This is a genomic window from Ruminococcus sp. D54t1_190329_F1 (genome assembly GCF_015551645.1).
Taxonomy (GTDB): domain Bacteria; phylum Bacillota; class Clostridia; order Lachnospirales; family Lachnospiraceae; genus Blautia_A; species Blautia_A faecis.
The window spans coordinates 1-23,685 of record NZ_JADNDC010000005.1 but is presented as its reverse complement, the minus strand read 5'-3'; the positions used below and the strand labels follow the sequence as shown (position 1 = coordinate 23,685).

Below are 23,685 nucleotides of genomic sequence, written 5' to 3'. Positions count from 1 at the left end.
TGTTTATGGAACCTGCGCTATACTCATAAAATCCCGTTTTTTGACTAACTGTCCGCAACACACTGCCCCTCCCAGGCTGATTGTTCAAAGTAACTATGAATTAAGTGGAAATAAACAGCGTATAACACTTGACAACAGTATAATACTGTTATATACTGTTTGCATAAGGAGGAGTCACATGAAGATCATAATTAATCACTCGTCGATGCAGCCAATTTATGAGCAGATCACAGATCAGATCAAGGCGATGATCATTGACGGGACGTTAAAGGAAGAGGAAATGCTTCCCTCTGTGAGAACTTTGGCGAAGGAGCTGAAGATTAGTGCTCTTACGGTGAAGAAGGCGTATGACTTTCTGGAGGAAGAGGGGTTCGTGGTTACGGTGCATGGGAAAGGAAGCTTTATCGCTAAGAATAACCAGGGACTTCTTATGGAAGAGCGGAAGCGGGAAATTGAGACAGAACTGGAGGAAGTGATCCGGAAAGCGCGGATCAGCGGATTGTCTGAGGAAGAGATCCGGGAACTGTTTGAGCTTATTATGGAGGAGTAGATATGCTGCTGAGTTTGAAGAATTTGCAGAAGAATTATCCTGGATTTTCCCTGGATGTAAGTATGGAAATAGAAGAAGGACAGATCACCGGTCTGATCGGAGCCAATGGAGCAGGGAAGTCTACTACCTTTAAGGTTATTCTGGGGCTGGTTCATCCTGATGCAGGAGAGATTCGTCTGTTTAATAAGGATATGGAGCAGATTTCCCAAAAAGAGAAAGCGGATATAGGCGCGACACTTTCTGACAGCGGTTTTTCCAATTGTCTGACCGTGAAACAGATTGTGCATATTCTGACAGAGACTTATGAGAAATTTGACCGGGAGATGTTTGAGAAGCGGTGCAGCCAGTTTTCCATCCCCATGGATAAGAAACTGAAAGAGTTTTCCACAGGAATGAAAGCAAAGTTAAAAGTGCTGACAGCCACCAGCTTTGATGCCAGGCTTCTTGTTCTGGATGAGCCTACAGCCGGTCTGGACGTGATTGCCAGGGACAGCATTCTGGAACTCCTTCGGGAATATATGGAGACAGAAGGCAGAAGTATTCTGATCAGCTCCCACATTTCCTCAGATCTGGAGAGCCTGTGTGATGATATCTATATGATTGATAAGGGACTGATCGTGCTTCATGAGAATACAGATGTGCTGCTGGATGAATATGGTCTTATCAAGGCTGACGAGAAGCAATATGAATTGCTTGATAAGCAGCATATTCTCAAGGTGAAGAAGGAGCAATACGGCTACAGCTGTCTCACAGATGAGCGTGCATTTTATGTGGAGAACTACCCGCAGCTTGCAATAGAACGTGGGTCTGTGGACAAGGTTATTACCATGATGATCGAGGGGGAAGTATTATGAAAGGTATGTTTGTAAAAGACATGGAAATTATGAGGGGAAACATGAAAACGTTCATTGGCGTATATATTATAGCCATTTTCTGTTTCCTTAGTACTTCCGCAGGTCCTTCTTTTCTAATCAGTTATGTGTCTGTTCTGGCTGCTGTTATGGCACTGAATACCATAGCAACTGATGATATGGATAATGGTATGCCTTATATTTTTACTTTTCCTATCAGCAGGAAAGAATACGTGAAGGAGAAGTATCTGCTGGGTGCAGGGATGGTCACGGTATTGTGGGCTGTTGCTGTTGCAATTGCAATTGGCGTAAATGCTTCCGGATATCGTAAGGTGTCCTGGGAAGAACTGATCGCTTCTGCAGCTGCCGGTCTTTTTCTTGCTGTTTTCGCAAATGCGGTTGTGTTTCCGGTACAGTTGAAATATGGAAGCTCTACAGGAAGGCTGGTGCTGCTTGTTCTTGTATTTGGCATCATGGCTGTAGGATGGATTGGCGTAGAACTATGCCAGAAAATGAATGTGGATTTTTCCGGTCTGAAAAATCTGGGCCTACGCATTTGGAACCTTGGAATCCCAGTCTGTCTGGCGATGCTGTTTGTTCTTATGTTGCTAATGCTTCTGATTTCCTGTACAATATCCATAAAGATTATGGAGAAAAAGGAGTACTGATCCGGAAATGAAGAAGAATCAGATTTTTATAAAATGCGGAACTGAATATAAGGAGATGACGAAAGAACTGCTGGAGGCGTGTGATCTGGCAGGGGAGATAGAGAAGAAGTTTGAGAAATGCGGATTGAAGGTGCTTTCAGAAAATTCCGGGGCAGGTTTACAGCAGAATAGTGAGAAGATTATAACAGAAGCAAAGTTTGAAACAAAGAGCAGTCTTATTGACAACTCTGAAGCAGAAGTGGACTGTTTTTATTCTTCGGATTCTGTGGAAAAACAGAATTCAGAATTTGGTTTGTACAATATGCGGATCGGCATCAAGCCAAACCTGGTCGCCCCCATGGAAGCCTACTGGGGCGGCACCACTCACCCGGAGGTAGTCGCCGGAATCGTAGAATATCTTCAGGAAAAAGGTTTTTCCAATCTGGTGATCATGGAAGGTTCCTGGGTAGGAGATAAGACCTCCGAATCCTACGAAGTCTGTGGTTTCAAGTCCCTCTGTGAAAAATATAACGTTCCGTTCCTTGACATGCAAAAAGAAAAGGGTGTGCCTGTACAATGTGGCGATATGACCTTAAACATCTGCAAAAGTGCCCTTGACCTGGACTTCCTTATTAATGTTCCGGTACTAAAAGGTCACTGTCAGACCAAAATCACCTGTGCATTGAAGAACATGAAAGGTCTTCTCCCTAATTCTGAGAAGCGCCGTTTTCACGCATTAGGTCTCCATGACCCCATCGCTCACCTGGGCCTTGCTATCCACCAGGATTTCATCGTGGTAGACAATATTTGCGGAGACCTGGATTTCGAGGATGGCGGCAACCCCGTAGAGATGAACCGCGTTCTGGCAGCTGTGGATCCGGTTCTTATGGATGCCTATGTCTGCGACATGATGTACTACCAGGTAGAAGAGGTTCCCTACATCACAAAGGCTGCCACCCTTGGTGTTGGCTGCGCCGACATCCGCCAGGCAGAAATCCGTGCCCTCGATGGCAACCCCGGTGCCCCCATTCCCAAGTCACGGAAAGTGGTAGAGCTTGTCGACGCTGTAGAAGAAGTAGAATCCTGCAGCGCCTGCTACGGCAACCTGATCCCTGCCCTTGACCGCCTGAAGCAAGAAGGCCTCCTTTCAAACCTGACCACCCGAATCTCCATCGGTCAAGGCTACCGAAACCAGGAAGGCATCCTGGGAATCGGCCACTGCACCCGCCACTTCACCCACCACCTGGAAGGATGTCCGCCAACTGAAGAAGAGATTTATGAGTTCCTGAAAATTTATTTAATTGGTTGAAAGTTATTCAAGGCGGACGCATTCGGACAATGGTGATTGCTCACTCGCCGGCGCAACGCTCCAGCGAACTAACTGCTAACTGCGACTAAATCGTTCAGGAGATCCTTCACGATTAAGTCTCCGTAAGCAGTGGATTTCGCCTACGCTAAAACCGCGCCTGAAATGGCTCGCTAGAGCAATCACCATTGCCCGAATGCTGTGTACTGGCTGGGACTTATTTGTGCATAGGAACTTTCAACAGGTGGGGAGGGTGAGTGACTGGTTTCCCTATACTGTATCGGAAACGAAAATTTATGGGAAACTTGCCGGAAATTAGTGGCTTTTACAATTTCTATGAAGTATTTGCACATTTTTAGGGCTGTTTTGCAAACAAAAACTTGACATATTATTTTATGTGTTTTCGAAACCCCATTTAGATGGTTGATACTTCACAGCTTTATTGGTTTTACCTAATCTAACATTGCCAAGAAAGTATCGGGAAACCAATCACTTCCCCTCCCCCCCGTTAAAAGTTTCTAAATAACCTCAGATCTAGCCGACACACAGCATTTGGGCAATGTGTATTACTCCAGCGATCCATTTCAGGCGCGCTCTTAGCGTAAGCAAAATCCAGCGCTTACGGAGACTTATGCGTGAGGGCTCTCCCGAACGTATTAGTCGCAGTTAGCGATTAGTTTGCTGGAGCGTTGCGCCGGCGAGTGAGTAATACACATTGTCCAAATGCGTCCGCATTGAAGAACTTTTAATCAACTAAATAGCAAAAAATCACAGCCCCGCCAAAAACGGGGCTGTCTTTCTATACACTTTAGATCAACTTCTTCACCATCTCCACAATCTCTTCCTTCGTCACCCTGCTGCTGTTAATACACAGATCATACTGCAGCATATCCAGCCAGTTAGTATCCGTAAAATACTCATAATAAGCCCGGCGTTCCTTATCCGTACGTTTCACCAGCTTCCTTACACTCTTTTCCTCCCGGCCGGTACGTGCAATCACCGTCTTCACACGGTCCTCAAACGGAGCATAGATAAACAGACTCAGATGCTTATCTTTATTATCCTGTAAGATATAATTGCCACATCGCCCAACGATCACGCAATTCTCTTTTTCGGCTGCCTCCAAAATGATCTTCTTCTGCAGATCGTAAAGCACATCATTCATGGGAACAAAATGGTATTCCGGATTCATCTGCAGCTCGTAATCCACCGGATACAGCCACTGGCTGGCTTTTCTCTCATCTACTCTGGCAAACTCATCAAAAGGAATATTCTTCTCCCTGCTGGCCATTTCGATCAGCTCCTTATCATAGAACTTAAATCCCAGTTCCTCCGCAAGAGCCTTTCCAATAATACGTCCATTACTTCCAAACATACGATTGATTGTTATAACACGGTTACTCATAAACGGCGCCTCCTTTTGTGGTGGATTTGTAAATAATTTTGTTATAAAATAGTTTATGAAAACTATTTTCTGTTCTTTTTCGCATTATAACATAATTGTATGAAAATATCTATATAATTTGCATAAAATCAAAACAAAAAAATATTCTGAATATGTCATTTCGCTGGAAATTTGAACCCTTTCTTGTTATACTAAAAGTAGCAATACGATTGCTGTTCACTGAATGTACAGATTGTAGAAAGCCTTTTTCAAACACGCTCTGGAAAAGCGTATTTGGAAAACGATGAGCAGTGATACAATATGAGAAAGGAATTGAACATGCTCAAAATAAAAAATTATGTGAAAGCAGAATCTCTGGAACAGGCTTATGAGCTGAACCAGAAGCGGACTGCCTGTGTGCTTGGCGGCATGGTGTGGCTGAAAATGGGTAACCGTGTTGTAACCACAGCCATTGATCTTTCCGGGCTTGGTCTGGATACCATCACAGAAACAGAAAGTGAATTTGTGATCGGCTGTATGACCCCATTGCGGGACCTGGAACTCCATCAGGGACTTCATACATATACGAAAGGTGCCATAAGAGAAAGCCTGCGCCATATTGTAGGCGTACAGTTCCGCAACTGCGCTACTGTAGGTGGAAGTATCTGGGGACGCTTTGGCTTTTCTGATGTACTCACCATGCTTCTGGCACTTGATACGGAGGTAGAACTTTTTAAAGGCGGCAGAGTCTGTCTTTCTGATTTTGTGAAAATGCCAAAAGACAGAGATATTCTGGTACGCATTATTATAAAGAAAACTCCGTTGAAGGTTGTCTATTTAAGCCAGCGTAATAGCAAGACTGATTTCCCGGTACTGGCATGCTGTATCAGGCTGTCTGAGAATGGTGTGAGAGCAGTTTACGGCGCCCGTCCGGCGAAGGCATTTCTTCTGGAAGACGAAGAAGGTCTCCTTGCAGGCATGGAAACCATGTCTTCGGAAGAGAAGAAGACAGCGGTTCAGAAATTTGCAGACTATGCAGCCCGGAAGGTTCCTACCTTTGGAAACATGCGAGGCAGCGCAGAGTACAGAACCCTTCTTGTGAAGGTTCTCACAAGAAGAGCATTAGAAGCAGTGGGAGGTATGACAGATGAAAATTAATTTCTGGCTGAACGGAGCCAAAAAGGAAGCGGAAATCAGTCCTGACACCATGCTTCTGGAGTTTCTTCGAAGCCTTGGCTGCTACAGTGTAAAAAGAGGCTGTGAAACTGCCAACTGCGGTCTTTGCACTGTTTTGGTAAATGACAAACCAATGCTGTCCTGCAGTGTCCTTGCAGCACGTATTGACGGCAAAAAGGTCATCACTATGGAGGGACTTCAGGCAGAAGCAGAAGAATTTGGAACTTTTCTTGCCAATGAAGGTGCAGAGCAGTGCGGATTCTGTAATCCGGGATTTATCATGAATGTACTTGCGATGACAAAAGAACTGGAAGATCCGACTGAAGAAGAGATTAAGGAATATCTGGCCGGCAATCTTTGCCGCTGTTCCGGTTTTGTGGGACAGACCAGAAGTATCCTGAAATATCTGAAATATAAGAAGAACGAAAACAGCCAGGAGAAGGAGGTGCAGGCATGAGCTATGTAAATAAATCTTTGCAGAAAAAGGATGCCATGGCTCTGGTGACTGGAAAGCCAGTCTACACAGACGACCTGGCACCAAAGGACTGCCTGATCATCAAGATCTTAAGGAGTCCCTATGCCAATGCCTGGGTGGAAGAAATCAAGACGGACACAGCCATGAAGGTAGAAGGAATGGCACTGATCCTTACCTGGAAAGATGTTCCCAAGAGACGTTTCGCCTCTGCCGGACAGACCTATCCGGAGTTCAGTCCATATGACAGAATGATCCTGGATCAGCATCTTCGTTTCATAGGGGATGCAGTGGCAATTGTGGCAGGAGAAACAGAAGCTGCCGTAGACCTTGCCATGAAGCGCATTAAAGTGAAATACCGCGTGGAACCTCCGGTTCTGGATATGCATACAGCAAAGGATAATCCGGTTCTGGTTCACCCGGAAGAAGACTGGGAATCCAAGTTCCCGGTTGGTGCAGATAACAAGCGGAACCTTGCAGCAAAAGGCCATGAGGAAATGGGAGATATTGACAAGGTTTTGTCAGAATGCAAATACACAGTAGATGAAGTTTATCACACAAAGGCCAATCAGCAGTGTATGATGGAGACCTTCCGCACATATTGTACCAAGGATTATTTCGGCAGGCTGAATGTGGTTTCCTCCACACAGGTACCGTTCCATCTTCGCCGAATCCTTGGAAATGCTCTTGGAATTCCATCCTCCAGGATCCGCGTGATCAAGCCTCGTATTGGCGGCGGCTTTGGAGCCAAGCAGACAGAGGTCTGCGAAATTTATCCGGCAATTGTTACCTGGATGACAGGACGTCCATCCAAAATCGTTTACAGCCGTTACGAATCCTTAATCTGCGCTTCTCCCCGTCATGAGATGGAAGTACATGTAAAAGTTGGCGCAGATGAGAAGGGAATCGTAAAAGGAATTAAAGTAGAGGCGCTTTCCAATGCTGGTGCATACGGAGATCACAGTCCTACAACCATCGGACTTACAGGTCATAAGGCAATTGCCCTGTACCGGAATCTGGAAGCCTATGCTTTTGACTATGAGGTTGTTTATACCAACGTGCAGGCATCCGGCGCATACCGTGGATATGGTGCTACACAGGGAATTTATGCAGTGGAATCCGCTGTCAATGAGCTGGCTCATAAGATGAATATGGATCCTGCAAGAATCCGTGAGTTGAATATGCCAATTGAAGGCGAGCCAATGTATGACTATGATGGAAACCTGACTCATACAGCAAGCTGTACGATGGATCGCTGCCTTGCCCGTGCCAAGGAGATGATCGGCTGGGATGAGAAATATCCATGCCGTGATATGGGAAATGGAAAAGTCCGCGGCGTAGGTCTTGCCATGGCGATGCAGGGCTCCTCTATTGCCAATGTAGACGTGGGAGGCGCAACCCTGAAGCTGAATGAGGACGCATCCTATACACTTTCCCTTGGATGTGCAGATATGGGTACAGGCTGTGATACCATTCTTTCCCAGATGGCAGCCGACTGTCTGGAAACAGAATTTGAGAATATTGTTGCATTTGGTGTGGATACGGATGTTTCTCCATATGACTCCGGTTCTTATGCATCTGCCACTACTTACGCTACAGGCAATGCAGTTATTAACGCCTGCAATGAGCTGAAAAAGAGGATTATCCGGCTGGGTGCTGAAATGCTGGGTGTAAGTCCTGAGGAAGCAGACTTTGATGGAAAGAAAGTCTACGCAGGGGAAAAAGAGGTCAGTCTTCAGGAGGTTGCTTATAAGGGAACCTGCGGAAATACCCTGGAAATGCAGGTGACTGCCTCCTATTCTTCCCAGATTTCTCCGCCGCCTTATATGGTTGGGGCAGCAGAGGTTGAAATAGACAAAGAGACAGGAAATATTGACCTGATCGATTATGTGGCAGTTGTAGATTGCGGAACTCCTATTAACCCCAATCTTGCCCGTGTGCAGACAGAGGGCGGTGTTGCCCAGGGAATCGGTATGGCACTTATGGAGAATGTACAGTATTCCAAAGAAGGTAAGATTCGTGAGAATTCTTTCATGCAGTACAAAATCCCAAGCCGTGAGGATATTGGAAATATCCGGGTTGAGTTTGAGAGCAGCTATGAAAAGAGCGGTCCTTTTGGCGCCAAGTCCATCGGTGAGCTGGTAATCGATACCCCTTGTCCTGCAATTGCAGATGCGGTTTACAATGCTTCCGGTGTCCGGGTAAGAGAGCTGCCGATCACATCGGAGAAGGTTGCCATGGGAATTCTGAAAAAAGAACTGGAGAAATAATATATGGGATTTATTTTTAAGGGGATACTGGCAGTGATCTGGCTGCTGGTGGTTCCCTGCCTGGCAGGGGGATTCTATTTCCGCAGGGAAAAAAGAACCTGCAGTGAATATCTTCTGGCCGGTTATACACTGTTGTTTGCCATTACAGAGCTGCTTTCCCTTACCATGATTTTTACAAAGCAGCCACTTCATGTGCTGACCGTTACATATGGCGTGGTAGCTGGTGTACTAGCATTTCTGGGTGCCCGGAGTTTTTATAAGAAAAGGCAGAAGAATGGAATTTCCCCGGAGCTTGTGGTGGCAGGAATTCTGATTCTGATCCAGCTTGTCGTTGTGGTGCTTTATGCCCATATGGATGAAGATGATGCTTTTTATGTAGGAACAGCCACTACCGCGGTGGAAACCGATACCCTTTATGCATATAACCCATACACCGGGGCCGCTTACAATGTATTGCCAAGCCGTTACATTCTTTCCCCGTTTCCTGCATTTCTTGCCGTGACCAGCCGGTTATGCGGAGGACTTCATCCAGCCATTGTGGCACATACTGTTTTTCCGGCGGTATTTGTTTTTCTGGCATATGTGGTGCTTTTTCAGTACAGCCGCATATTCTTCCGGGGAAAGGCAGGAGAACAGGGGATTTTTATGATCCTTTGTGCCGTGATCCTGTGGTTTTGCGGATATTCGGTATACAATTCAGAAATTTTTACAATGGGCAGGATCTGGCAGGGAAAAGCTGTGCTGGCAGGGGTATTTTTACCATTTTTATTTCTGCTCTGTATGGAGATTTTTATGCAGGAAAAACCGGAATATCCATGGAGCCTGGCTTTTCTGGCAAATGGAGCCTGCTGTCTGTTTTCCTCAATGGGAATCATGCTTGCCCCTCTTCTGATGGGAGTATTTGCTCTGCTTAGTCTGGTGAAATTCAGAGACGGAAGAAGATTCTTAAAGAGTGTAGTCTGCTGTCTGCCATCCCTGATACTTGGCGTGGTATACATTCTGGTATTTTAGGAGGTGGAGAGATGAAACGAGCACTTTTGGCTTCACTGGATGCCTGGCAGAAATACTGGGGGAACGGATTTTATGTCTATTTACTGCTGGCTGCATGTTTGTATTTCCTGGTATTCGGAAGAAAAAAAGAACGATCCAGAATTTTATCCGGCTATATTGTAGTTTTTCTTGCTGTGTTTTTCTGTCCGGTGACTGCTTATATTATACAGAAATGTATAGGACGGTCGGTTTACTGGAGAGTATTATGGATTCTTCCGGCAGTGCCGCTTATAGCTTATGCAGGAACCTGCCTGATAAAAAAGGTGGGAGCTTCCAGACCACGGCAGTACATACTTCTGATTTTTATTGCGGCAGTGCTGGCTTTTTGCGGAACTGGCCTGAATAAAGATGGTTTTTACAAAAAGGTTCAGAATGTACAGAAGATCCCTGATGAGGTAGTAAGCATCTGCAATCTGATCAATGAGCAGAAGGAAGAAAATGAAGAGATTTACCTGGCAACGGATGACAAAATAGCTTCCTATGTGAGAGTTTATGATCCGTCTATCAAAATGCCTTACGGAAGAGGCGGTAAAGGAGCCTCTGGAAAAAAAGCTGCAAGATGGCTCCATAAACAGCTTGTGGCAGAAGTACCGGTGATCAAAAAGGTAGTAAAAAATGCAAAAAGACTGAAATGCAATTACCTGGTTTTTCCGGTTCCAAGCAAAAAGAAGCAGCTGTATATGGAAACAAAAGGGTTCTACCTGATTGGTCAGGTAAATGAGTACGGTATTTTCAAATATTATGAATAAAAGGGTTGCATTTACAGGGAAAAGCTGATACATTGAGTTTGTGAATAAACTGAATATGGGAAGTTATGATAGAGGCGCAGGCTTCATCAGTAATTTCAGCTGCAGAGACAGGTTGTGTGCAGATTATGGGCATACGCAGATACACGCTCTGGGTCGTATGGCGGACTGGTTGGAATGAAAGGGGAGACTGCCGAAGGATTTTTTCTCAGCCAGGAGAGAAGTTCTGGGCTGACGCAGAATATGCGGCAGACTGTCACTGTTGTGGAGCGCTATCTAAGGTATAGATCCTGTGAAGAATAAATGCCATGAATGTGTCCCCATAATGGGAGTACATTCATGGCTTTTTGCGTTAAAGAAGAGGAGGCTTTTAAGAAAACGCTCTGACCGGTTTGTGACTGGTCATCTGGTATTCAGGAAAAAAGAGGGAGGAAATCAATAATGAAGTACAATTGTAAAAAATTATCTGTTCTTTTTGCAGCTGTTATGATGTTTGTCCTGGCATGTCCGGCGACTGTTCTGGCAGCGGCAGAAGAGGAGGCTGGCACACCTGCTGTGTACGCTACTTTCTGGTCATTGATACCGCCAGTTGTGGCAATCGTTCTGGCATTGATCACAAAAGAGGTTTACAGTTCCCTGTTCCTTGGAATTTTAGTTGGAGCACTTTTGTACTCTGGCGGTAATTTTGAGGGAACGGTTAACCATATTTTTTCAGGCGGAATGATCAGTGTGTTATCATCCAGCAGTAACGTAGGTATTCTGGTGTTCCTGGTAATTCTTGGAACTATGGTCTGCCTGATGAACCGGGCTGGAGGATCAGCCGCTTTTGGCCGCTGGGCCGGCAAACACATCAAGACAAGAGTTGGGGCAGAACTGGCAACCATTTTGCTTGGAGTGCTGATTTTTATTGATGATTACTTCAACTGTCTGACGGTAGGCAGTGTTATGAGGCCGATTACAGATCAGCACAATGTATCCCGCGCAAAGCTGGCATATCTGATCGATGCCACAGCTGCGCCGGTATGTATCATTGCACCAATCTCATCCTGGGCAGCTGCTGTTAGCGGTTTTGTTCCGGGAGAGGATGGAATGTCTGTGTTTGTAAGAGCTATTCCCTATAACTATTATGCACTTCTTACGATTGTAATGATGGTATCCATGGTTTTGATGAAAGAAGAGTTTGGTGCTATGGGTGTGCATGAGTCCAATGCGTTAAAAGGGGATCTGTTTACCACAGCAGCTCGTCCTTATGCTTCAGGCGAAGGTGATGGACCGGTGAACCCAAGAGGAAAGGTTATGGATCTTCTGATCCCTATCATCTCTCTGGTTATCTGCTGTGTAATTGGTATGATCTATACTGGAGGGTTTTTCAGCGGTACAGATTTTGTAACTGCTTTTTCACAGAGTGATGCTTCTGTCGGACTGGTGCTTGGAAGCTTCTTCGGTCTGGTGATCACCATTCTTCTTTATATGGTGCGCAGAGTGCTGTCCTTCCGCGATTGTATGGCATGTATTCCGGAGGGCTTTAAGTCCATGGTACCGGCGATCCTGATCCTCACTTTTGCATGGACCTTAAAGAGTATGACGGACAGTCTGGGCGCTGCTGAGTTTGTTGCGGAAATGGTGAAGTCTTCAGCAGAAGGACTGGTAAATATGCTTCCGGCTATTATATTCCTGGTAGCCTGCTTCCTGGCATTTGCTACTGGTACTTCATGGGGAACCTTTGGTATTCTGATCCCGATTGTGGTTCATGTATTTGAAAACACACCGGGAGACTTGATGATCATTTCCATCTCTGCCTGTATGGCTGGTGCTGTTTGCGGTGACCATTGTTCTCCGATTTCGGATACGACTATTATGGCCTCCGCGGGAGCTCAGTGTGATCATGTAAATCATGTGTCAACCCAGCTGCCTTATGCCATTGTGGCAGCAGTGGTATCCTTTGTAACTTACATTTTCGCCGGCTTTATCCAGAGCCCGCTGTGCCTGATCATCGGTGTAGCACTGATGATGGGAGCTATGTGTGTTGTGAAAATGAAGTTCTCAGATCTGAAAACGGAATAAAGAAGGTTTTCTTATTGGAAAAATAAGAAAAAATGTGGAAGCCGGGATGGATTTTCCTGTGTAATGCCTGCGGCAGTGTGGAAGAATTTACAGTGTCTGCAGAGTATTGACGGGGAAATTGTCCTGGCTTTTTTGCATGCTTCTATCTTCTTTATTGGCTGCTTAATATTCGCTTTGGAGCGTGTGTGGAGAAGGTTTTTTGCAAGATGTGCATTACACTTTGCGGGAAAGCTTTTTTAAATGTGTTCTAGAGCTTGGGGCAAGGTTTGCCTTGCATATGCCCGGGAAAAACTATATAATGGAAAAATGGACGAAAAAATCAGAATCAACAAATACTTAAGCGAAGCGGGATTCTGTTCAAGACGTGAGGCTGACAGCCTGATCCGGAACGGACGGGTGACGGTGGAAGGTCATGTGGCAGAACCGGGAGAAAGGATTACAACAGATACAGTTGTATTTGTGGATGGTAAGCCTGTGAAAAAAGTAGAAAAAAAAGTTCTGCTTTTATTCCATAAGCCTCGTGGTGTAGTGTGCAGCACCAGAAAACAGCGCCAGGAGACCACAGTTACGGAGTATCTGAATTATCCAGTTCGAATTTATCCTATAGGACGCCTTGACAAGGAATCCGAAGGGCTTTTGCTTTTAACAAACCAGGGAGATCTGGTAAATAAGATCATGCGTGCGGGGAACTACCACGAGAAGGAATATCTGGTAACTGTAAATAAGCAAGTTGACAGTGACTTTGTGAAAAAAATGTCATCTGGAATTCCTATTCTGGATACCATTACCCGTCCGTGTTTTGTGGAAAAAACAGGGAGAAATTCTTTTCGGATTATTCTTACCCAGGGATTGAACCGGCAGATCCGCCGAATGTGTGAATATCTGGGATATCAGGTGCTTAGTCTGAAGCGCGTACGAATCATGGAACTGACAATAGATGGCTTGAAAGAGGGCGAGTACAGAGAAGCCACCCAGGAGGAGTGGAAGAAGCTGGAACGTGGAATTGCAGATTCCTCCCAGCTTCCCGCAGCCAGAAGGCAGGACAGTGTGCCTGTATTTTCCAAAAAACAGGGAAGAGACAGCATTCCCTTTTCTTCAATTCCAGAAGAAAAAAGGCAAAATAAGCCAGCTGCTTCCCGCACTATTTCAGAAAAAAGGCAGTCTGTTTCACAGAGGAAGTCTGCTTGCAGTAATTATAACAGTAAAACAGGAGGACATCATGGAAAATTCTCTACAGCGAATGAAAGAACTGGTAGAAAAGCTGGATCAGGCCGCGAAGGCATATTACCAGGAAGACAGGGAAATCATGAGCAATCAGGAGTACGACAGCCTGTACGACCAGCTGGAGCAGCTGGAAAAAGAAACCGGCACTGTACTCACAAATAGTCCTACTGTCCGCGTAGGATACGAGGCAGTTAATGAACTTCCGAAGGAAGAACATCCAAGCCCCATGCTATCCCTTGATAAGACAAAAGACAGGGAAGTGCTTCGTGGATTTATAGGAAATCACAAATGCCTTTTATCCTGGAAACTGGACGGCCTGACCATTGTTCTTACTTATGAGAACGGTGAGCTTGTGAAAGCGGTAACAAGGGGGAATGGAATTGTAGGTGAGGTTATTACCAACAATGCCAGAGTGTTTAAGAATATTCCTCTTCGCATCCCTTATAAAGGTCAGCTGGTGCTTCGGGGTGAAGCGATTATCACTTATTCTGAGTTTGAGCGGATCAACGAGACTATAGGTGATGCAGATGCCAAATATAAGAACCCGCGGAATCTTTGCAGTGGTTCCGTGCGTCAGCTGAATAACGAGATTACGGCGAAACGAAATGTGCGTTTTTATGCCTTTGCCCTGGTAAGTGCACAGGATGTGGATTTTTCTAATTCCAGGGAGCAGCAGTTTATCTGGCTGAAGAAACAGGGCTTTGAGGTGGTGGAATATAAGGTGGTTACCTCTGAAAGTCTGGATGAAGCCATGGATTATTTTTCCAAGACAATTGTAAACAACGATTTTCCATCAGACGGACTGGTTGTGACCTATGATGACATCGCCTATGGGGAGTCTTTGGGGAGTACTGCGAAATTTCCGCGAAATTCCTTTGCTTTTAAATGGGCGGATGAAATGCGGGAAACCAGGCTGGTGGATATGGAATGGAGTCCGTCAAGAACCGGACTGATTAATCCGGTTGCAATTTTTGAACCAGTGGAGCTGGAAGGTACTACAGTAAGCCGCGCCAGCGTGCACAATATCAGCATTGTGAAGGAACTGCAGCTTGGAATTGGAGATACCATTAAAGTGTACAAAGCCAATATGATCATTCCCCAGATTGCAGAGAATCTTACAAGAAGCGGCAATCTGGTAATTCCGGATAAATGTCCGGTGTGTGGTCAGGAGGCGCGTATCCGCAAGGAAAACGATGTGGAGACATTATACTGCATGAATCCGGACTGTGTTGCCAAGAAGATTAAGTCCTTCAGCCTTTTTACCAGCCGTGATGCCATGAATATTGACGGACTTTCAGAGGCAACTCTGGAGAAGTTTATTGCAATGGGATTTATTCATAATTTTGGTGATATTTTTGAAATTGGAAAATATAAAGATCAGATCGTAGAAATGGAAGGATTTGGTCAGAAGTCTTTTGATAATCTGATGGTGAGTCTGGAGAAAGCGAAAAAAACTACTCTTGCCAAGGTGATCTACAGTCTTGGGATTACAGGTATCGGTCTTGCAAATGCCAAGGTGATCTGTAAATATTTTGACGATGATATAGAGAAAATCCGCCATGCGGATGAAGAAGAGATCAGCGCGATTGAAGGAATCGGTCCGGTAATCGCCGGAAGTATGGCTGATTATTTTAAGAGCGCAGAGAATAATCAGAAGCTGGATCATCTGCTCAGTCATCTTCATCTGGTTCATGAGGAGACTTCAGCAGAACAGGTTTTTGCAGGGAAAACCTTTGTTATTACAGGCAGTGTGGAGCATTTTTCCAACCGGTCTGAAGCAAAGGAATTTATCGAAGCCCGCGGCGGTAAGGTGACCGGCTCTGTAACAAAGAAAACAGACTATCTGATTAATAACGATAAAACATCTGCTTCTTCCAAGAACAAGAAGGCTCAGGAACTGGGAATCCCGATTTTGTCGGAGGAGGATTTCCTGGAGCTGGCGGGGATTTAAAAGAAAATTTGGGTAATCTGTACGTTGTACTTTGCGGTATATTTTGCAGAATGCCTTTTGGTAATCTGTGTTTTTGGCTTACTTCGTTTACAGCAATCCCCTTTGCGATGCATAAAAATCATGCAATCCCATGATCTCGTGACGAGGTTTTCGGGTTTTCTGTGAACTTTGTTTATAAAAAACACCTCGCGGAACGTTACCAGTGAACAGTAACTTTTTCATAACTTGCTTGTGCCTTGAGCGAAGCGAAAGGAATGACAAAAAGTATGTATAATAGTAGGAGGAAATTGCAATGCCAATTAAAATACAAAGTGATCTCCCGGTAAAGGAGATTCTGGAAAAAGAAAACCTGTTTGTTATGGATGAGAACCGTGCTATGCACCAGGATATCCGTCCGATTTATATTCTGATCTTAAATTTAATGCCACTGAAAGAGGAAACCGAGCTTCAGCTTCTTCGCTCCCTTTCCAATACTCCTCTGCAGGTTGACGTAAGCTTTATGGCAGTGGAGTCCCATCAGGCGAAAAACACTTCCAGGAGTCATCTGAACAAATTTTATCAGACTTTTTCTGAACTGAAAGATAAGAAGTTTGATGGAATGATCATTACAGGAGCACCGGTGGAGCAGATGGAGTTTGAAGAGGTTGATTACTGGGAGGAAGTTACCCAGATCATGGACTGGTCCGAGACCCATGTGACATCCACTATTTTCCTGTGCTGGGCTGCTCAGGCTGCGCTCTACCATTTTTATGGACTGAAGAAACGTAAGCTGGATAAAAAAATGTTTGGCCTTTTCTGGCACAAGGTAATGAACCGCAAAATTCCGCTGGTCAGAGGGTTCGATGATATATTTCTGGCACCGCATTCCCGACATACAGAAGTTCCTATTGAAGCTGTACACGCCTGCAAAGACCTTACTGTCCTTGCAGAATCCGACGAAGCAGGTCTTTTTCTTGCCATGGCAGAAGACGGCCGCAAGATTTTTGTAATGGGTCACCCGGAATACGACCGTGTCACCCTGGACGGCGAGTACAAACGCGATCTTGGCAAAGATCTCCCTATTGAAATGCCTGAAAACTACTACCGCGACAACAACCCTGAAAACGGTCCGCTTCTGATGTGGAGAGCCCATGCCAACAATCTGTATACAAACTGGCTGAATTATTACGTCTATCAGAGCACCCCATACGACCTGTACGGAACACCTGATTTTTCCAGTATTTCCAGGGGTTAAGAGAGTTGCGCATTTCACGTAAATTATTATAATTTCACGCTATTTATTACGAAAATGGAGTAAAAATGGAGTACTAGAGGTGTGAAAATGGGGTATCAAAATAAGAATGTAAAAGGTGTGTAAATGAATATTTTTTATAAATTTTGATGAATAAAAATACATGAATAAGTCCATGGGTTATTTGATAACTTATGGGCTTATTTTAGTGTTTGGGACAATTTTTAGCCCAGATATTATTGGGCTTTGTTTTTAGAAAAAGAGAAGATGCATTATTGGTGCGATTGTATTTCAATGTGGTTCTTATTTCAAATCAAAAAAATCTTAAAAAAATCGCATTTTTTTTCCATTTTTTTACACATTTCGACAAGTAATTCCATTATTTATAATAGGAGAGTATAGTACCACTCCATAAAATTAGAAACGGAGGAATCAAAAATGTGGCATTTTTGGCTTTTTTTCTGGATCCTGCTGGCAGTGGTAATTATACTCATGTATTGCTGCCTTGTTAGAGCTGGAAAAATGGACGACGAAATGGAGAAGGCGTTTAGAAAATTAAATGAAAAGAGAAAGGATGAGACAGAGCTGTGGCAAGGGGAAGATCAGGAGTAATTTCGAAGGAATATAAGGGGGAAGAAAATACTGCCTATCATGATGTAATAAAACTTTTTAAAATTTACCGGGCGGTAAACTGGCAGATGCAAATAAAAATTAATCAGGTTAAGCGACGATTCCATATGGAGTATGGAACCGATGTTGATGAATTTTTAGATAGTATATATCAAGCTGGAATGGACGTGGAAAGAGATTTAGCATCTGAAAAAGAGCGCGTAGAGGCCATCAACCGATCAAACCAATATTTGCGTTTGATTGATGAGGCTGTAGATCTTATGAGAAGATATCACCCACAGGGAGAGCGTTACTATTGGGTACTTTATTATAGCTATCTATCATCAACGAAACCAGAAAACATTGATGAAATCCTGGATAAGCTGGAACCACATTTTCCGCAATATGCAAGAGTCCACAGGACTACGTATTTCCGTTGGCGTGAACAGGCTTTTGAAGCCGTAGGAAGTATATTGTGGGGTTACGAAGGGGAAAGTGAGCGTGTATTGAAACTGGTTTGCGAAGATTACGAAGAAAAATAATTATTTCTAAAATCCTATTGACACAGATTTTCCAAAATCTCTATAGTTAAATTGCAAGGACGCAAAAAAGGCGTATAGCAATACTATATTCGGATTTTGAAAGGAGAAATACATATGATTATTTCAGTGGATACCGGTAACAAACACATGAAAACAGAGAACTGTGAGTTCAATTCCGGGGTGGAAATTTTGGATACACTGCCAGGAGATATGGAAGAGGTGATTGAGTACGAGGGGAAATATTATGTGACAACCAACAGACGAATTTCGTATATGGAAGATAAAATTGCTGACGAACGATATTTCATTTTGACGTTATTTGCTATTGCAAAAGAGTTATCTTATCGAGAAAAAAACGAAGGCTTACTTTCACAAAATTTACAGGAGATTGAGCTTCTGGTAGGACTGCCGCCTGCGCATTATGGGAAACAGCGGAAAAAATTCAGGGAGTATTTTTATCGGAATGGTGAAGTGATTGAATTTGCCTATAAAGGAATTCCATACCGAATTGTTTTTAAAGAGGTAAAAGTCTACATACAGGCATATGCAGCTTATTGTCTTCTGGCGGTGAAGAAACAGTTATCGGTAGTACCGAAGGTCTTACTGATTGATATTGGTGGGTTTACCGTCGATTACATGGTTTTAAGGTTCGGACAGCTTGAAATGGAGTATGTCGATTCTTTAGAAAACGGCATAATCCGGTTGTATAACACTATAAAAGCTGCGATACGACAAAAATACAGTATTCTTTTAGATGAAGAGGACATTGATAATATCATTCTGGAAAGAGGCGGTGTCTATAAAACAGAACTAAAAGAACGTGTACGTGAGATTGCAATTGGTTACGTGACAGAATTGCTTGGCAGGTTTCGTGAGCTTGGAATTGACTTTAATACCACGCAGACCATATTTCTTGGTGGTGGCTCTATCTTAATGGCAGAATTTATTCAAATTGTATGGAAACGATATGGTGGGGAATACAGCGTTATTAATGATACAAAGGCAAATGCAAAGGGATACCGCCTACAGTATCAGGTTGAGAAAAAGGAGGAGCGTAAATGAGTAAGAAAAATGAGTACCGTTTCAATTTACGCTTTGATGAAACAGATGAAGACCATCGGAAAGTCTGCCAGTTTTTGAATGACTATTGTGGTAGCAGAAAGAAAGCGCGTTATATTGTTAAAGCGGTATTGGCTTACTGGAAATTAGAAAATAAGTCAATTGAATTGACATCAAAACCACAAGTTATCTCTGCTTTGCCAAAGGAACAGTCAGTTCCTTTGGCGGTAGAAGAGGAAAATAATAAGGAAGATCACTTTGTAAGCATAGACGGAGACTATGAAGCGGATGAAGCAGAGGTATCATTGATGCTGAAGAACTACCAGATGTTTAATAATTCGGAAGAATAAGAAAGAAGGTATGTGTAGTGCTGAATCTTAAAATATTAAGTGTTATTTGCGGTATCGAACTTGTTGGAGCAATAGGGAATGTTATGGGGGTTGCAGCAGCAAATGAAATTTTGCTTGGAGGCACCTGCTTACTGGCAGGTTATACTGTTTATTTAGGAACTGAAAATTTTCAAAAGAAAACATGCCCGGAGTGTAAAAGTAAAATTAGAAAGGCATATAGAATTTGCCCGGAATGTGGACATCTTTTTCAGAAAGGGCTGTCAGAAGAACAATTGACAGATGTTATTGAAAAGGAAAAAGAAGACGATATGAGCTTCGAGCAGATTGATAGGGTATTTGAAAAAGTAGACACTCTTTCAATAGAAGAAATCAAGGCCTATGATTCAGAACTGGATGATTTTCTAAGAAAATAGTATTTTGGGTGTTTGGCTTGGCTGTAAAAGAAAGTGTTAAATTGCATAAATTAATTATACAAAAATTGTGAAAATTCTATGAAATAATGATACCAAAGATTTTTTGAATCGTATTATATATAGAATGTAAAAGACAATATAATTCCTGGTTTCATGTTAATGTTTGCGATTATCACTATTGCGGCATGGATCAATCAGGCAGGAGGAAACAAAAAATTCATAAAACGCAGAAGGATACTCAACATTACCTGGTTTGTGCGGACTACTGGAAAGCTATTTCAGTAGTCTGTTTTAATTGTAAAAGTCGTTGTTATTATGACAAATTGCAAAGGGCTCCGCCAGCTGAAGAAGGTTTTACAGGATTACAAATTAGGGGGCAATAATGCCAGATAAAATAGATAAAGAACTAAAGAGAAAGTTTGGAGCGTATTTAAAAGTTGCAATATTGAACGCTAAAAAAGAATACCTGATAGAGCTGAATAAAATAATCAAAACAGAGACATCTTTGGATGAGGTTGATTCTATTGAGGATAAGGCTGCAGAACGCATGTTAGAGAATGTCTGTATTGATTATAAAATCAAAGATGGTGAAGAATTTCATGCGAGAGACGTATTAAATAGTATTGAGGATCCCACGCTCTATTCTGCCATTTCTGCTTTAAATACACTTCAGATTGAGATATTAGTATTGCGGTGTATTGGAAGTAAAACTTTTCGTGAAATTGGGGAACTTGTAGAAATCAGTGAGTTACATGCTAAAGATATATATTTCAATACACTTACAAAACTAAGAAAAATCATAGGAGAAAAATAGATATGAGATTTAGGGAACTTCTTAACAGGGCAAAAACGATGGATGATACTGCGATGGTTCAGATATTAGAATTATATAATCCGCTATTATATAAATATGCAAACGTAAACAGTCGATTTGATCAAGATTTATATGAGGAGTTTGTATACCGTTTGATTATATGTGTTGTGAAGTTCCCATATTAATAAATATAATAATGCAATATATTGTATTATATGGTTGACAAAATAACTATATATAGATATTATAAATATGTAATCATTTTTGTTTCTGGATTCAGAAACAGATATTTTGTTCAGGCTTATGGTCTGGAGAAAAATTTTAACCAATCATATGTACAAATAAAAGCATAGAAAGACATTGATTTATTTGAAGAATGAATGTCGGTTCTGTGCTTTTTTTGTGCGCAAAAAAGGAGGTGGCTTAGTTGAAAAATTATCAGAAAGGAGGAAAGCGAATGAAATTTAAGCCCATGGTAGTATTATATGGATCTGTGATGCAGCCATTGAAAGAAGGACAGAAAGCTCACTACTGTCAGAATGGATTGTGGCGTTCAACTGGAAAAATCATGCGAGTATTGGAGCAGAATGATGAACGTGTAAAGTTTGAGACAGATACAGTTTGCTACTGTATTAATTTCTATGAGGAGGGCACTGGTGTTGTAGCACTGGCTGCATAGGGACGAACCTACGGATATTTTCTTTCAATATCCGTAGGTTAATGGAGCTGAATAAATGTACATTCTTCAGGATGAATTGAAATTAAATGAGTGGCAATTTAGTCAGCGGAAATACCTGCCCTATGAAATAAAAGTGAAGCTTGCAGAAGCGAGAATACGTGAATGGTATGAAAACTGGTATGGAGAGGTATATCTAAGTTATTCTGGTGGGGTGGATAGCACAGCGCTTTTATATATGATACGAAAAGTATTAGGGGATGAGATACCAGCTGTATTTTCGAACACAGGCCTGGAATTCCCAGAAATTGTACGGCACGCACGTAAGGCAAGTGGTAACTATGTAGAAATTTATCCTAAATGGAAGTCTGGGAAACGGGCTTATTTTTCGGAAGTTGTGGATCAATTTGGTTTTCCTCTTATATCAAAGGAGACTGCGCTCAAAGTACGTAAACTTCGTCATGGTAATTTGAGTGACCGTTATCGTAACTATTTGCTATATGGGGATGAGCGTGGGAAATTTGGCGTATTAGCTAAGAAATGGCGATTTTTTCTTGCTACGGAATATGAGATAAGTGAAAAATGCTGTATTATTTTGAAAAAGGAACCATTTGCCAGATACGAAAGAGAAACTGGCAGGAAGCCTTATATTGGAATTACGCAAGATGAAAGCTTTGTAAGAGGACATTTGTACGCTAAAACAGGATGCAATGTTTATACTGGATCTACTATAAAAAGTCAGCCACTTGGTCCCTGGACAAGGCCAGATGTGTTACGTTATATTGTGGAACATGATATTGAAATCAGTTCTGCATACGGAGATATCTGGCAGGATGAGTTTGGACAGTACTATACAACTGGTGAACAAAGAACTGGTTGTATGTTCTGTGGCTTCGGCGCACATTTAGAGGCTGAACCAAACCGCTTTCAAAGGATGCTTGTTACACATCCAAATCACTATAATATTTGCATGAACTTAAAAAATAATGGAGTACGGTATGAAGATGCTTTGCATGATTGCGGAATACCAACAAAAACATGGGAGCAGGCAGGTCAATTGAGTCTTGATTTGAAAAATGCTGCTTAGAATGAAAACAGCCCGGTGGATAATACCGGGCTTATTTTGATTCTTCCAGGCCTTCGAAAAATGCGTCGAAGGAACAGTTATATATTTTCTTTAATTCCAATAGAACACTAATCTTAACATTGAGCTCTCCATTCTCATATTTGGCATAAGTTGTGTGGCCAATGTCACAGCCATTTCGTTGAAGCATGGCACATAGCTTTTCCTGGGAGATTCCGTAATTGTTGCGGAGCTTCTGAAGGTTTGGTCCAATGCTGATATCACATCTTAGTTTTTGTTCCATAATGCAATTCCCCTTTTTGACCAGTATAGGTGTCAATGTTGATGTTTCTATTTTATGAAAAAAGAAAAAATTATATTGTCCGTTATACTGGTCAAAACAAGGGAAAAGTGATATAGTAATAAAAAATATGGAAGGAATACAGATAAGCTATTTTACCTGTATATGAAAATGAAAAATGAAATTTGAAGCATTTTATAAGGAAGCATATGATGCAGAAATGGAAGAGCTATTTTCTGATCATGCTTCAGAAACAGAAAATAAGCCATCAAAGGATTCCTGTGATTTGTTAATGAAAAAAGCAGATCTGGAGTTTTCTCAGTACAAGTTAGTGAAAAGTGAAAAATGTTATGATTATTTGCTGGGAAATCTTTATCCAAAAGCTGCCGAGATTGCAAAGATGCAGGGCGGAAATCTGATATTAGACATTGATGAAGAGAGGCACACAGGAAAGCTGGAATACTGGGGAGCTTTTTTGATGAGTACATCGGGAGACACACTTCTAATGGATTTTCTTGTATCTGCAATGACAATGGCAGATCAGTTTTCATTTGAGGTAAAAGACTCTCTTTTACATTTGGAGTTTTTCTTTGAATTATATAATCTGGTAAAGATGAAAAATTATTCCAAGGAGATTGAACAGCTGGGACTAAAAATCAAAAAGTTAAATACACGGTAGTGTTTTGCTATCCAAATGAAGCTATAATGCAACCGTTATGGAATTGACATATGATTTCGTAACGAATAGAATAATACTATAAAGTTCTGTGCATGCGGAACCTGGTGCATGAGAGAGCCAGGAACTTTATAAAAAGTATGAAAAGACAGCCATTAGAAAAGTGGTTGTCTTTTTTTTCGCGTGTGTCCAGCAAAGCTGGACTACACTTGCCGGTGTAAGTCCGGTCACGGTAATCGCCAGTGAGCCGTGTAGTTAAA

Annotated in this window: 24 protein-coding genes, 1 pseudogene and 1 riboswitch; of the genes and pseudogenes, 23 read left to right on the top strand and 2 right to left on the bottom strand. The window is 42.6% G+C overall.

Translation table 11 applies throughout. The features are described from left to right. Window positions 1-178: 178 nt before the first annotated feature. From I2D69_RS03110 to I2D69_RS03095, 4 genes are read left to right on the top strand one after another with little or no spacing between them, the layout of a single operon-like run. A complete protein-coding gene (locus I2D69_RS03110) occupies window positions 179-550 on the top strand; it encodes a GntR family transcriptional regulator (protein WP_117853413.1) in 372 nt (123 codons plus the stop codon). A gap of 2 nt (window positions 551-552) precedes the next feature. Continuing rightward, the gene (locus I2D69_RS03105; protein ID WP_330642300.1) at window positions 553-1,404 is read left to right on the top strand and encodes an ABC transporter ATP-binding protein; all 852 of its coding nucleotides are present in this window, start codon (window positions 553-555) and stop codon (window positions 1,402-1,404) included. Next, a complete protein-coding gene (locus I2D69_RS03100) occupies window positions 1,401-2,069 on the top strand; it encodes an ABC-2 transporter permease (RefSeq protein WP_173735171.1) in 669 nt (222 codons plus the stop codon). The genes I2D69_RS03105 and I2D69_RS03100 overlap by 4 nt, the downstream gene beginning before the upstream one ends. A 7-nt stretch (window positions 2,070-2,076) precedes the next feature. Next, complete coding sequence (locus I2D69_RS03095; protein WP_243243755.1) at window positions 2,077-3,357, top strand: DUF362 domain-containing protein; 1,281 nt, start codon at window positions 2,077-2,079, stop codon at window positions 3,355-3,357. Window positions 3,358-4,162: 805 nt separating this feature from the next. On the opposite strand, the gene I2D69_RS03090 is transcribed toward I2D69_RS03095, so the two are convergent. Continuing rightward, a complete protein-coding gene (locus tag I2D69_RS03090) occupies window positions 4,163-4,759 on the bottom strand; it encodes a cytidylate kinase-like family protein (RefSeq protein WP_173719024.1) in 597 nt (198 codons plus the stop codon). A 318-nt stretch (window positions 4,760-5,077) separates the two neighbouring features. Between I2D69_RS03090 and I2D69_RS03085 the strand changes: the two genes are divergently transcribed. From I2D69_RS03085 to I2D69_RS03000, 18 genes and pseudogenes are all read left to right on the top strand, one after another. Continuing rightward, the gene (locus I2D69_RS03085) at window positions 5,078-5,896 is read left to right on the top strand and encodes an FAD binding domain-containing protein (RefSeq protein WP_195379413.1); all 819 of its coding nucleotides are present in this window, start codon (window positions 5,078-5,080) and stop codon (window positions 5,894-5,896) included. Then, window positions 5,886-6,371: a 2Fe-2S iron-sulfur cluster-binding protein gene (locus I2D69_RS03080; RefSeq protein ID WP_173735168.1), complete on the top strand. Its 486-nt coding sequence runs from the start codon at window positions 5,886-5,888 to the stop codon at window positions 6,369-6,371. The genes I2D69_RS03085 and I2D69_RS03080 overlap by 11 nt, the downstream gene beginning before the upstream one ends. Further along, window positions 6,368-8,656, top strand: a complete 2,289-nt coding sequence (locus I2D69_RS03075) for a molybdopterin cofactor-binding domain-containing protein (RefSeq protein ID WP_173735167.1) — start codon at window positions 6,368-6,370, stop codon at window positions 8,654-8,656. Before I2D69_RS03080 ends, I2D69_RS03075 begins: the two co-directional genes overlap by 4 nt. Before the next feature lie 3 nt (window positions 8,657-8,659). Continuing rightward, complete coding sequence (locus I2D69_RS03070; protein ID WP_173735166.1) at window positions 8,660-9,667, top strand: DUF6077 domain-containing protein; 1,008 nt, start codon at window positions 8,660-8,662, stop codon at window positions 9,665-9,667. Between the two features lie 11 nt (window positions 9,668-9,678). Continuing rightward, window positions 9,679-10,455, top strand: coding sequence for a hypothetical protein (locus I2D69_RS03065; protein WP_148462282.1), 777 nt, complete (start codon window positions 9,679-9,681; stop codon window positions 10,453-10,455). A 61-nt stretch (window positions 10,456-10,516) separates the two neighbouring features. Beyond that, window positions 10,517-10,735: riboswitch (Lysine riboswitch) on the top strand. Window positions 10,736-10,893: 158 nt separating this feature from the next. Continuing rightward, window positions 10,894-12,516, top strand: coding sequence for a Na+/H+ antiporter NhaC family protein (locus I2D69_RS03060; protein ID WP_173735165.1), 1,623 nt, complete (start codon window positions 10,894-10,896; stop codon window positions 12,514-12,516). Between the two features lie 240 nt (window positions 12,517-12,756). Next, a pseudogene (locus I2D69_RS03055) lies at window positions 12,757-13,476 on the top strand (pseudouridine synthase); the annotation flags it as partial. 259 nt (window positions 13,477-13,735) lie between these two features. Then, window positions 13,736-15,691, top strand: coding sequence for an NAD-dependent DNA ligase LigA (ligA, locus tag I2D69_RS03050; protein ID WP_173735164.1), 1,956 nt, complete (start codon window positions 13,736-13,738; stop codon window positions 15,689-15,691). 292 nt (window positions 15,692-15,983) lie between these two features. Then, window positions 15,984-16,925, top strand: a complete 942-nt coding sequence (gene metA / locus I2D69_RS03045) for a homoserine O-succinyltransferase (RefSeq protein ID WP_195379379.1) — start codon at window positions 15,984-15,986, stop codon at window positions 16,923-16,925. Between the two features lie 435 nt (window positions 16,926-17,360). Then, entirely contained in the window at window positions 17,361-17,534 is a 174-nt protein-coding gene (locus tag I2D69_RS03040) for a hypothetical protein (protein WP_173719018.1), read from the top strand. After that, window positions 17,510-18,073 carry a hypothetical protein gene (locus I2D69_RS03035; protein ID WP_177968945.1) on the top strand — a complete coding sequence of 188 codons (564 nt, stop codon included), beginning with the start codon at window positions 17,510-17,512 and terminating at the stop codon, window positions 18,071-18,073. The genes I2D69_RS03040 and I2D69_RS03035 overlap by 25 nt, the downstream gene beginning before the upstream one ends. Before the next feature lie 114 nt (window positions 18,074-18,187). Beyond that, complete coding sequence (locus I2D69_RS03030; protein WP_177968944.1) at window positions 18,188-19,135, top strand: ParM/StbA family protein; 948 nt, start codon at window positions 18,188-18,190, stop codon at window positions 19,133-19,135. After that, window positions 19,132-19,482, top strand: a complete 351-nt coding sequence (locus I2D69_RS03025; RefSeq protein ID WP_177968943.1) for a hypothetical protein — start codon at window positions 19,132-19,134, stop codon at window positions 19,480-19,482. The genes I2D69_RS03030 and I2D69_RS03025 overlap by 4 nt, the downstream gene beginning before the upstream one ends. Before the next feature lie 17 nt (window positions 19,483-19,499). Beyond that, window positions 19,500-19,895: a zinc ribbon domain-containing protein gene (locus I2D69_RS03020; protein WP_177968942.1), complete on the top strand. Its 396-nt coding sequence runs from the start codon at window positions 19,500-19,502 to the stop codon at window positions 19,893-19,895. A gap of 382 nt (window positions 19,896-20,277) precedes the next feature. Further along, window positions 20,278-20,709: a sigma factor-like helix-turn-helix DNA-binding protein gene (locus tag I2D69_RS03015; protein WP_177968941.1), complete on the top strand. Its 432-nt coding sequence runs from the start codon at window positions 20,278-20,280 to the stop codon at window positions 20,707-20,709. 2 nt (window positions 20,710-20,711) lie between these two features. After that, window positions 20,712-20,894, top strand: coding sequence for a helix-turn-helix domain-containing protein (locus I2D69_RS03010; RefSeq protein WP_177968940.1), 183 nt, complete (start codon window positions 20,712-20,714; stop codon window positions 20,892-20,894). Between the two features lie 272 nt (window positions 20,895-21,166). After that, a complete protein-coding gene (locus I2D69_RS03005; RefSeq protein WP_177968939.1) occupies window positions 21,167-21,388 on the top strand; it encodes a hypothetical protein in 222 nt (73 codons plus the stop codon). Window positions 21,389-21,443: 55 nt separating this feature from the next. After that, window positions 21,444-22,472 carry a phosphoadenosine phosphosulfate reductase family protein gene (locus I2D69_RS03000; protein ID WP_173719714.1) on the top strand — a complete coding sequence of 343 codons (1,029 nt, stop codon included), beginning with the start codon at window positions 21,444-21,446 and terminating at the stop codon, window positions 22,470-22,472. A gap of 31 nt (window positions 22,473-22,503) precedes the next feature. On the opposite strand, the gene I2D69_RS02995 is transcribed toward I2D69_RS03000, so the two are convergent. Continuing rightward, window positions 22,504-22,752: a helix-turn-helix transcriptional regulator gene (locus I2D69_RS02995; RefSeq protein ID WP_195379378.1), complete on the bottom strand. Its 249-nt coding sequence runs from the start codon at window positions 22,750-22,752 to the stop codon at window positions 22,504-22,506. 175 nt (window positions 22,753-22,927) lie between these two features. Between I2D69_RS02995 and I2D69_RS02990 the strand changes: the two genes are divergently transcribed. Continuing rightward, window positions 22,928-23,428 carry a hypothetical protein gene (locus tag I2D69_RS02990; RefSeq protein WP_173719718.1) on the top strand — a complete coding sequence of 167 codons (501 nt, stop codon included), beginning with the start codon at window positions 22,928-22,930 and terminating at the stop codon, window positions 23,426-23,428. Window positions 23,429-23,685 lie beyond the last annotated feature (257 nt).

Coding starts and splice junctions, on each gene's coding strand:
- I2D69_RS03110 (WP_117853413.1), top strand. CDS start 179: ATGAAGATCATAATTAATCACTCGTCGATGCAGCCAATTTATGAGCAG.
- I2D69_RS03105 (WP_330642300.1), top strand. CDS start 553: ATGCTGCTGAGTTTGAAGAATTTGCAGAAGAATTATCCTGGATTTTCC.
- I2D69_RS03100 (WP_173735171.1), top strand. CDS start 1,401: ATGAAAGGTATGTTTGTAAAAGACATGGAAATTATGAGGGGAAACATG.
- I2D69_RS03095 (WP_243243755.1), top strand. CDS start 2,077: ATGAAGAAGAATCAGATTTTTATAAAATGCGGAACTGAATATAAGGAG.
- I2D69_RS03090 (WP_173719024.1), bottom strand. CDS start 4,759: ATGAGTAACCGTGTTATAACAATCAATCGTATGTTTGGAAGTAATGGA.
- I2D69_RS03085 (WP_195379413.1), top strand. CDS start 5,078: ATGCTCAAAATAAAAAATTATGTGAAAGCAGAATCTCTGGAACAGGCT.
- I2D69_RS03080 (WP_173735168.1), top strand. CDS start 5,886: ATGAAAATTAATTTCTGGCTGAACGGAGCCAAAAAGGAAGCGGAAATC.
- I2D69_RS03075 (WP_173735167.1), top strand. CDS start 6,368: ATGAGCTATGTAAATAAATCTTTGCAGAAAAAGGATGCCATGGCTCTG.
- I2D69_RS03070 (WP_173735166.1), top strand. CDS start 8,660: ATGGGATTTATTTTTAAGGGGATACTGGCAGTGATCTGGCTGCTGGTG.
- I2D69_RS03065 (WP_148462282.1), top strand. CDS start 9,679: ATGAAACGAGCACTTTTGGCTTCACTGGATGCCTGGCAGAAATACTGG.
- I2D69_RS03060 (WP_173735165.1), top strand. CDS start 10,894: ATGAAGTACAATTGTAAAAAATTATCTGTTCTTTTTGCAGCTGTTATG.
- ligA (WP_173735164.1), top strand. CDS start 13,736: ATGGAAAATTCTCTACAGCGAATGAAAGAACTGGTAGAAAAGCTGGAT.
- metA (WP_195379379.1), top strand. CDS start 15,984: ATGCCAATTAAAATACAAAGTGATCTCCCGGTAAAGGAGATTCTGGAA.
- I2D69_RS03040 (WP_173719018.1), top strand. CDS start 17,361: ATGTGGCATTTTTGGCTTTTTTTCTGGATCCTGCTGGCAGTGGTAATT.
- I2D69_RS03030 (WP_177968944.1), top strand. CDS start 18,188: ATGATTATTTCAGTGGATACCGGTAACAAACACATGAAAACAGAGAAC.
- I2D69_RS03025 (WP_177968943.1), top strand. CDS start 19,132: ATGAGTAAGAAAAATGAGTACCGTTTCAATTTACGCTTTGATGAAACA.
- I2D69_RS03015 (WP_177968941.1), top strand. CDS start 20,278: ATGCCAGATAAAATAGATAAAGAACTAAAGAGAAAGTTTGGAGCGTAT.
- I2D69_RS03010 (WP_177968940.1), top strand. CDS start 20,712: ATGAGATTTAGGGAACTTCTTAACAGGGCAAAAACGATGGATGATACT.
- I2D69_RS03005 (WP_177968939.1), top strand. CDS start 21,167: ATGAAATTTAAGCCCATGGTAGTATTATATGGATCTGTGATGCAGCCA.
- I2D69_RS03000 (WP_173719714.1), top strand. CDS start 21,444: ATGTACATTCTTCAGGATGAATTGAAATTAAATGAGTGGCAATTTAGT.
- I2D69_RS02995 (WP_195379378.1), bottom strand. CDS start 22,752: ATGGAACAAAAACTAAGATGTGATATCAGCATTGGACCAAACCTTCAG.
- I2D69_RS02990 (WP_173719718.1), top strand. CDS start 22,928: ATGAAATTTGAAGCATTTTATAAGGAAGCATATGATGCAGAAATGGAA.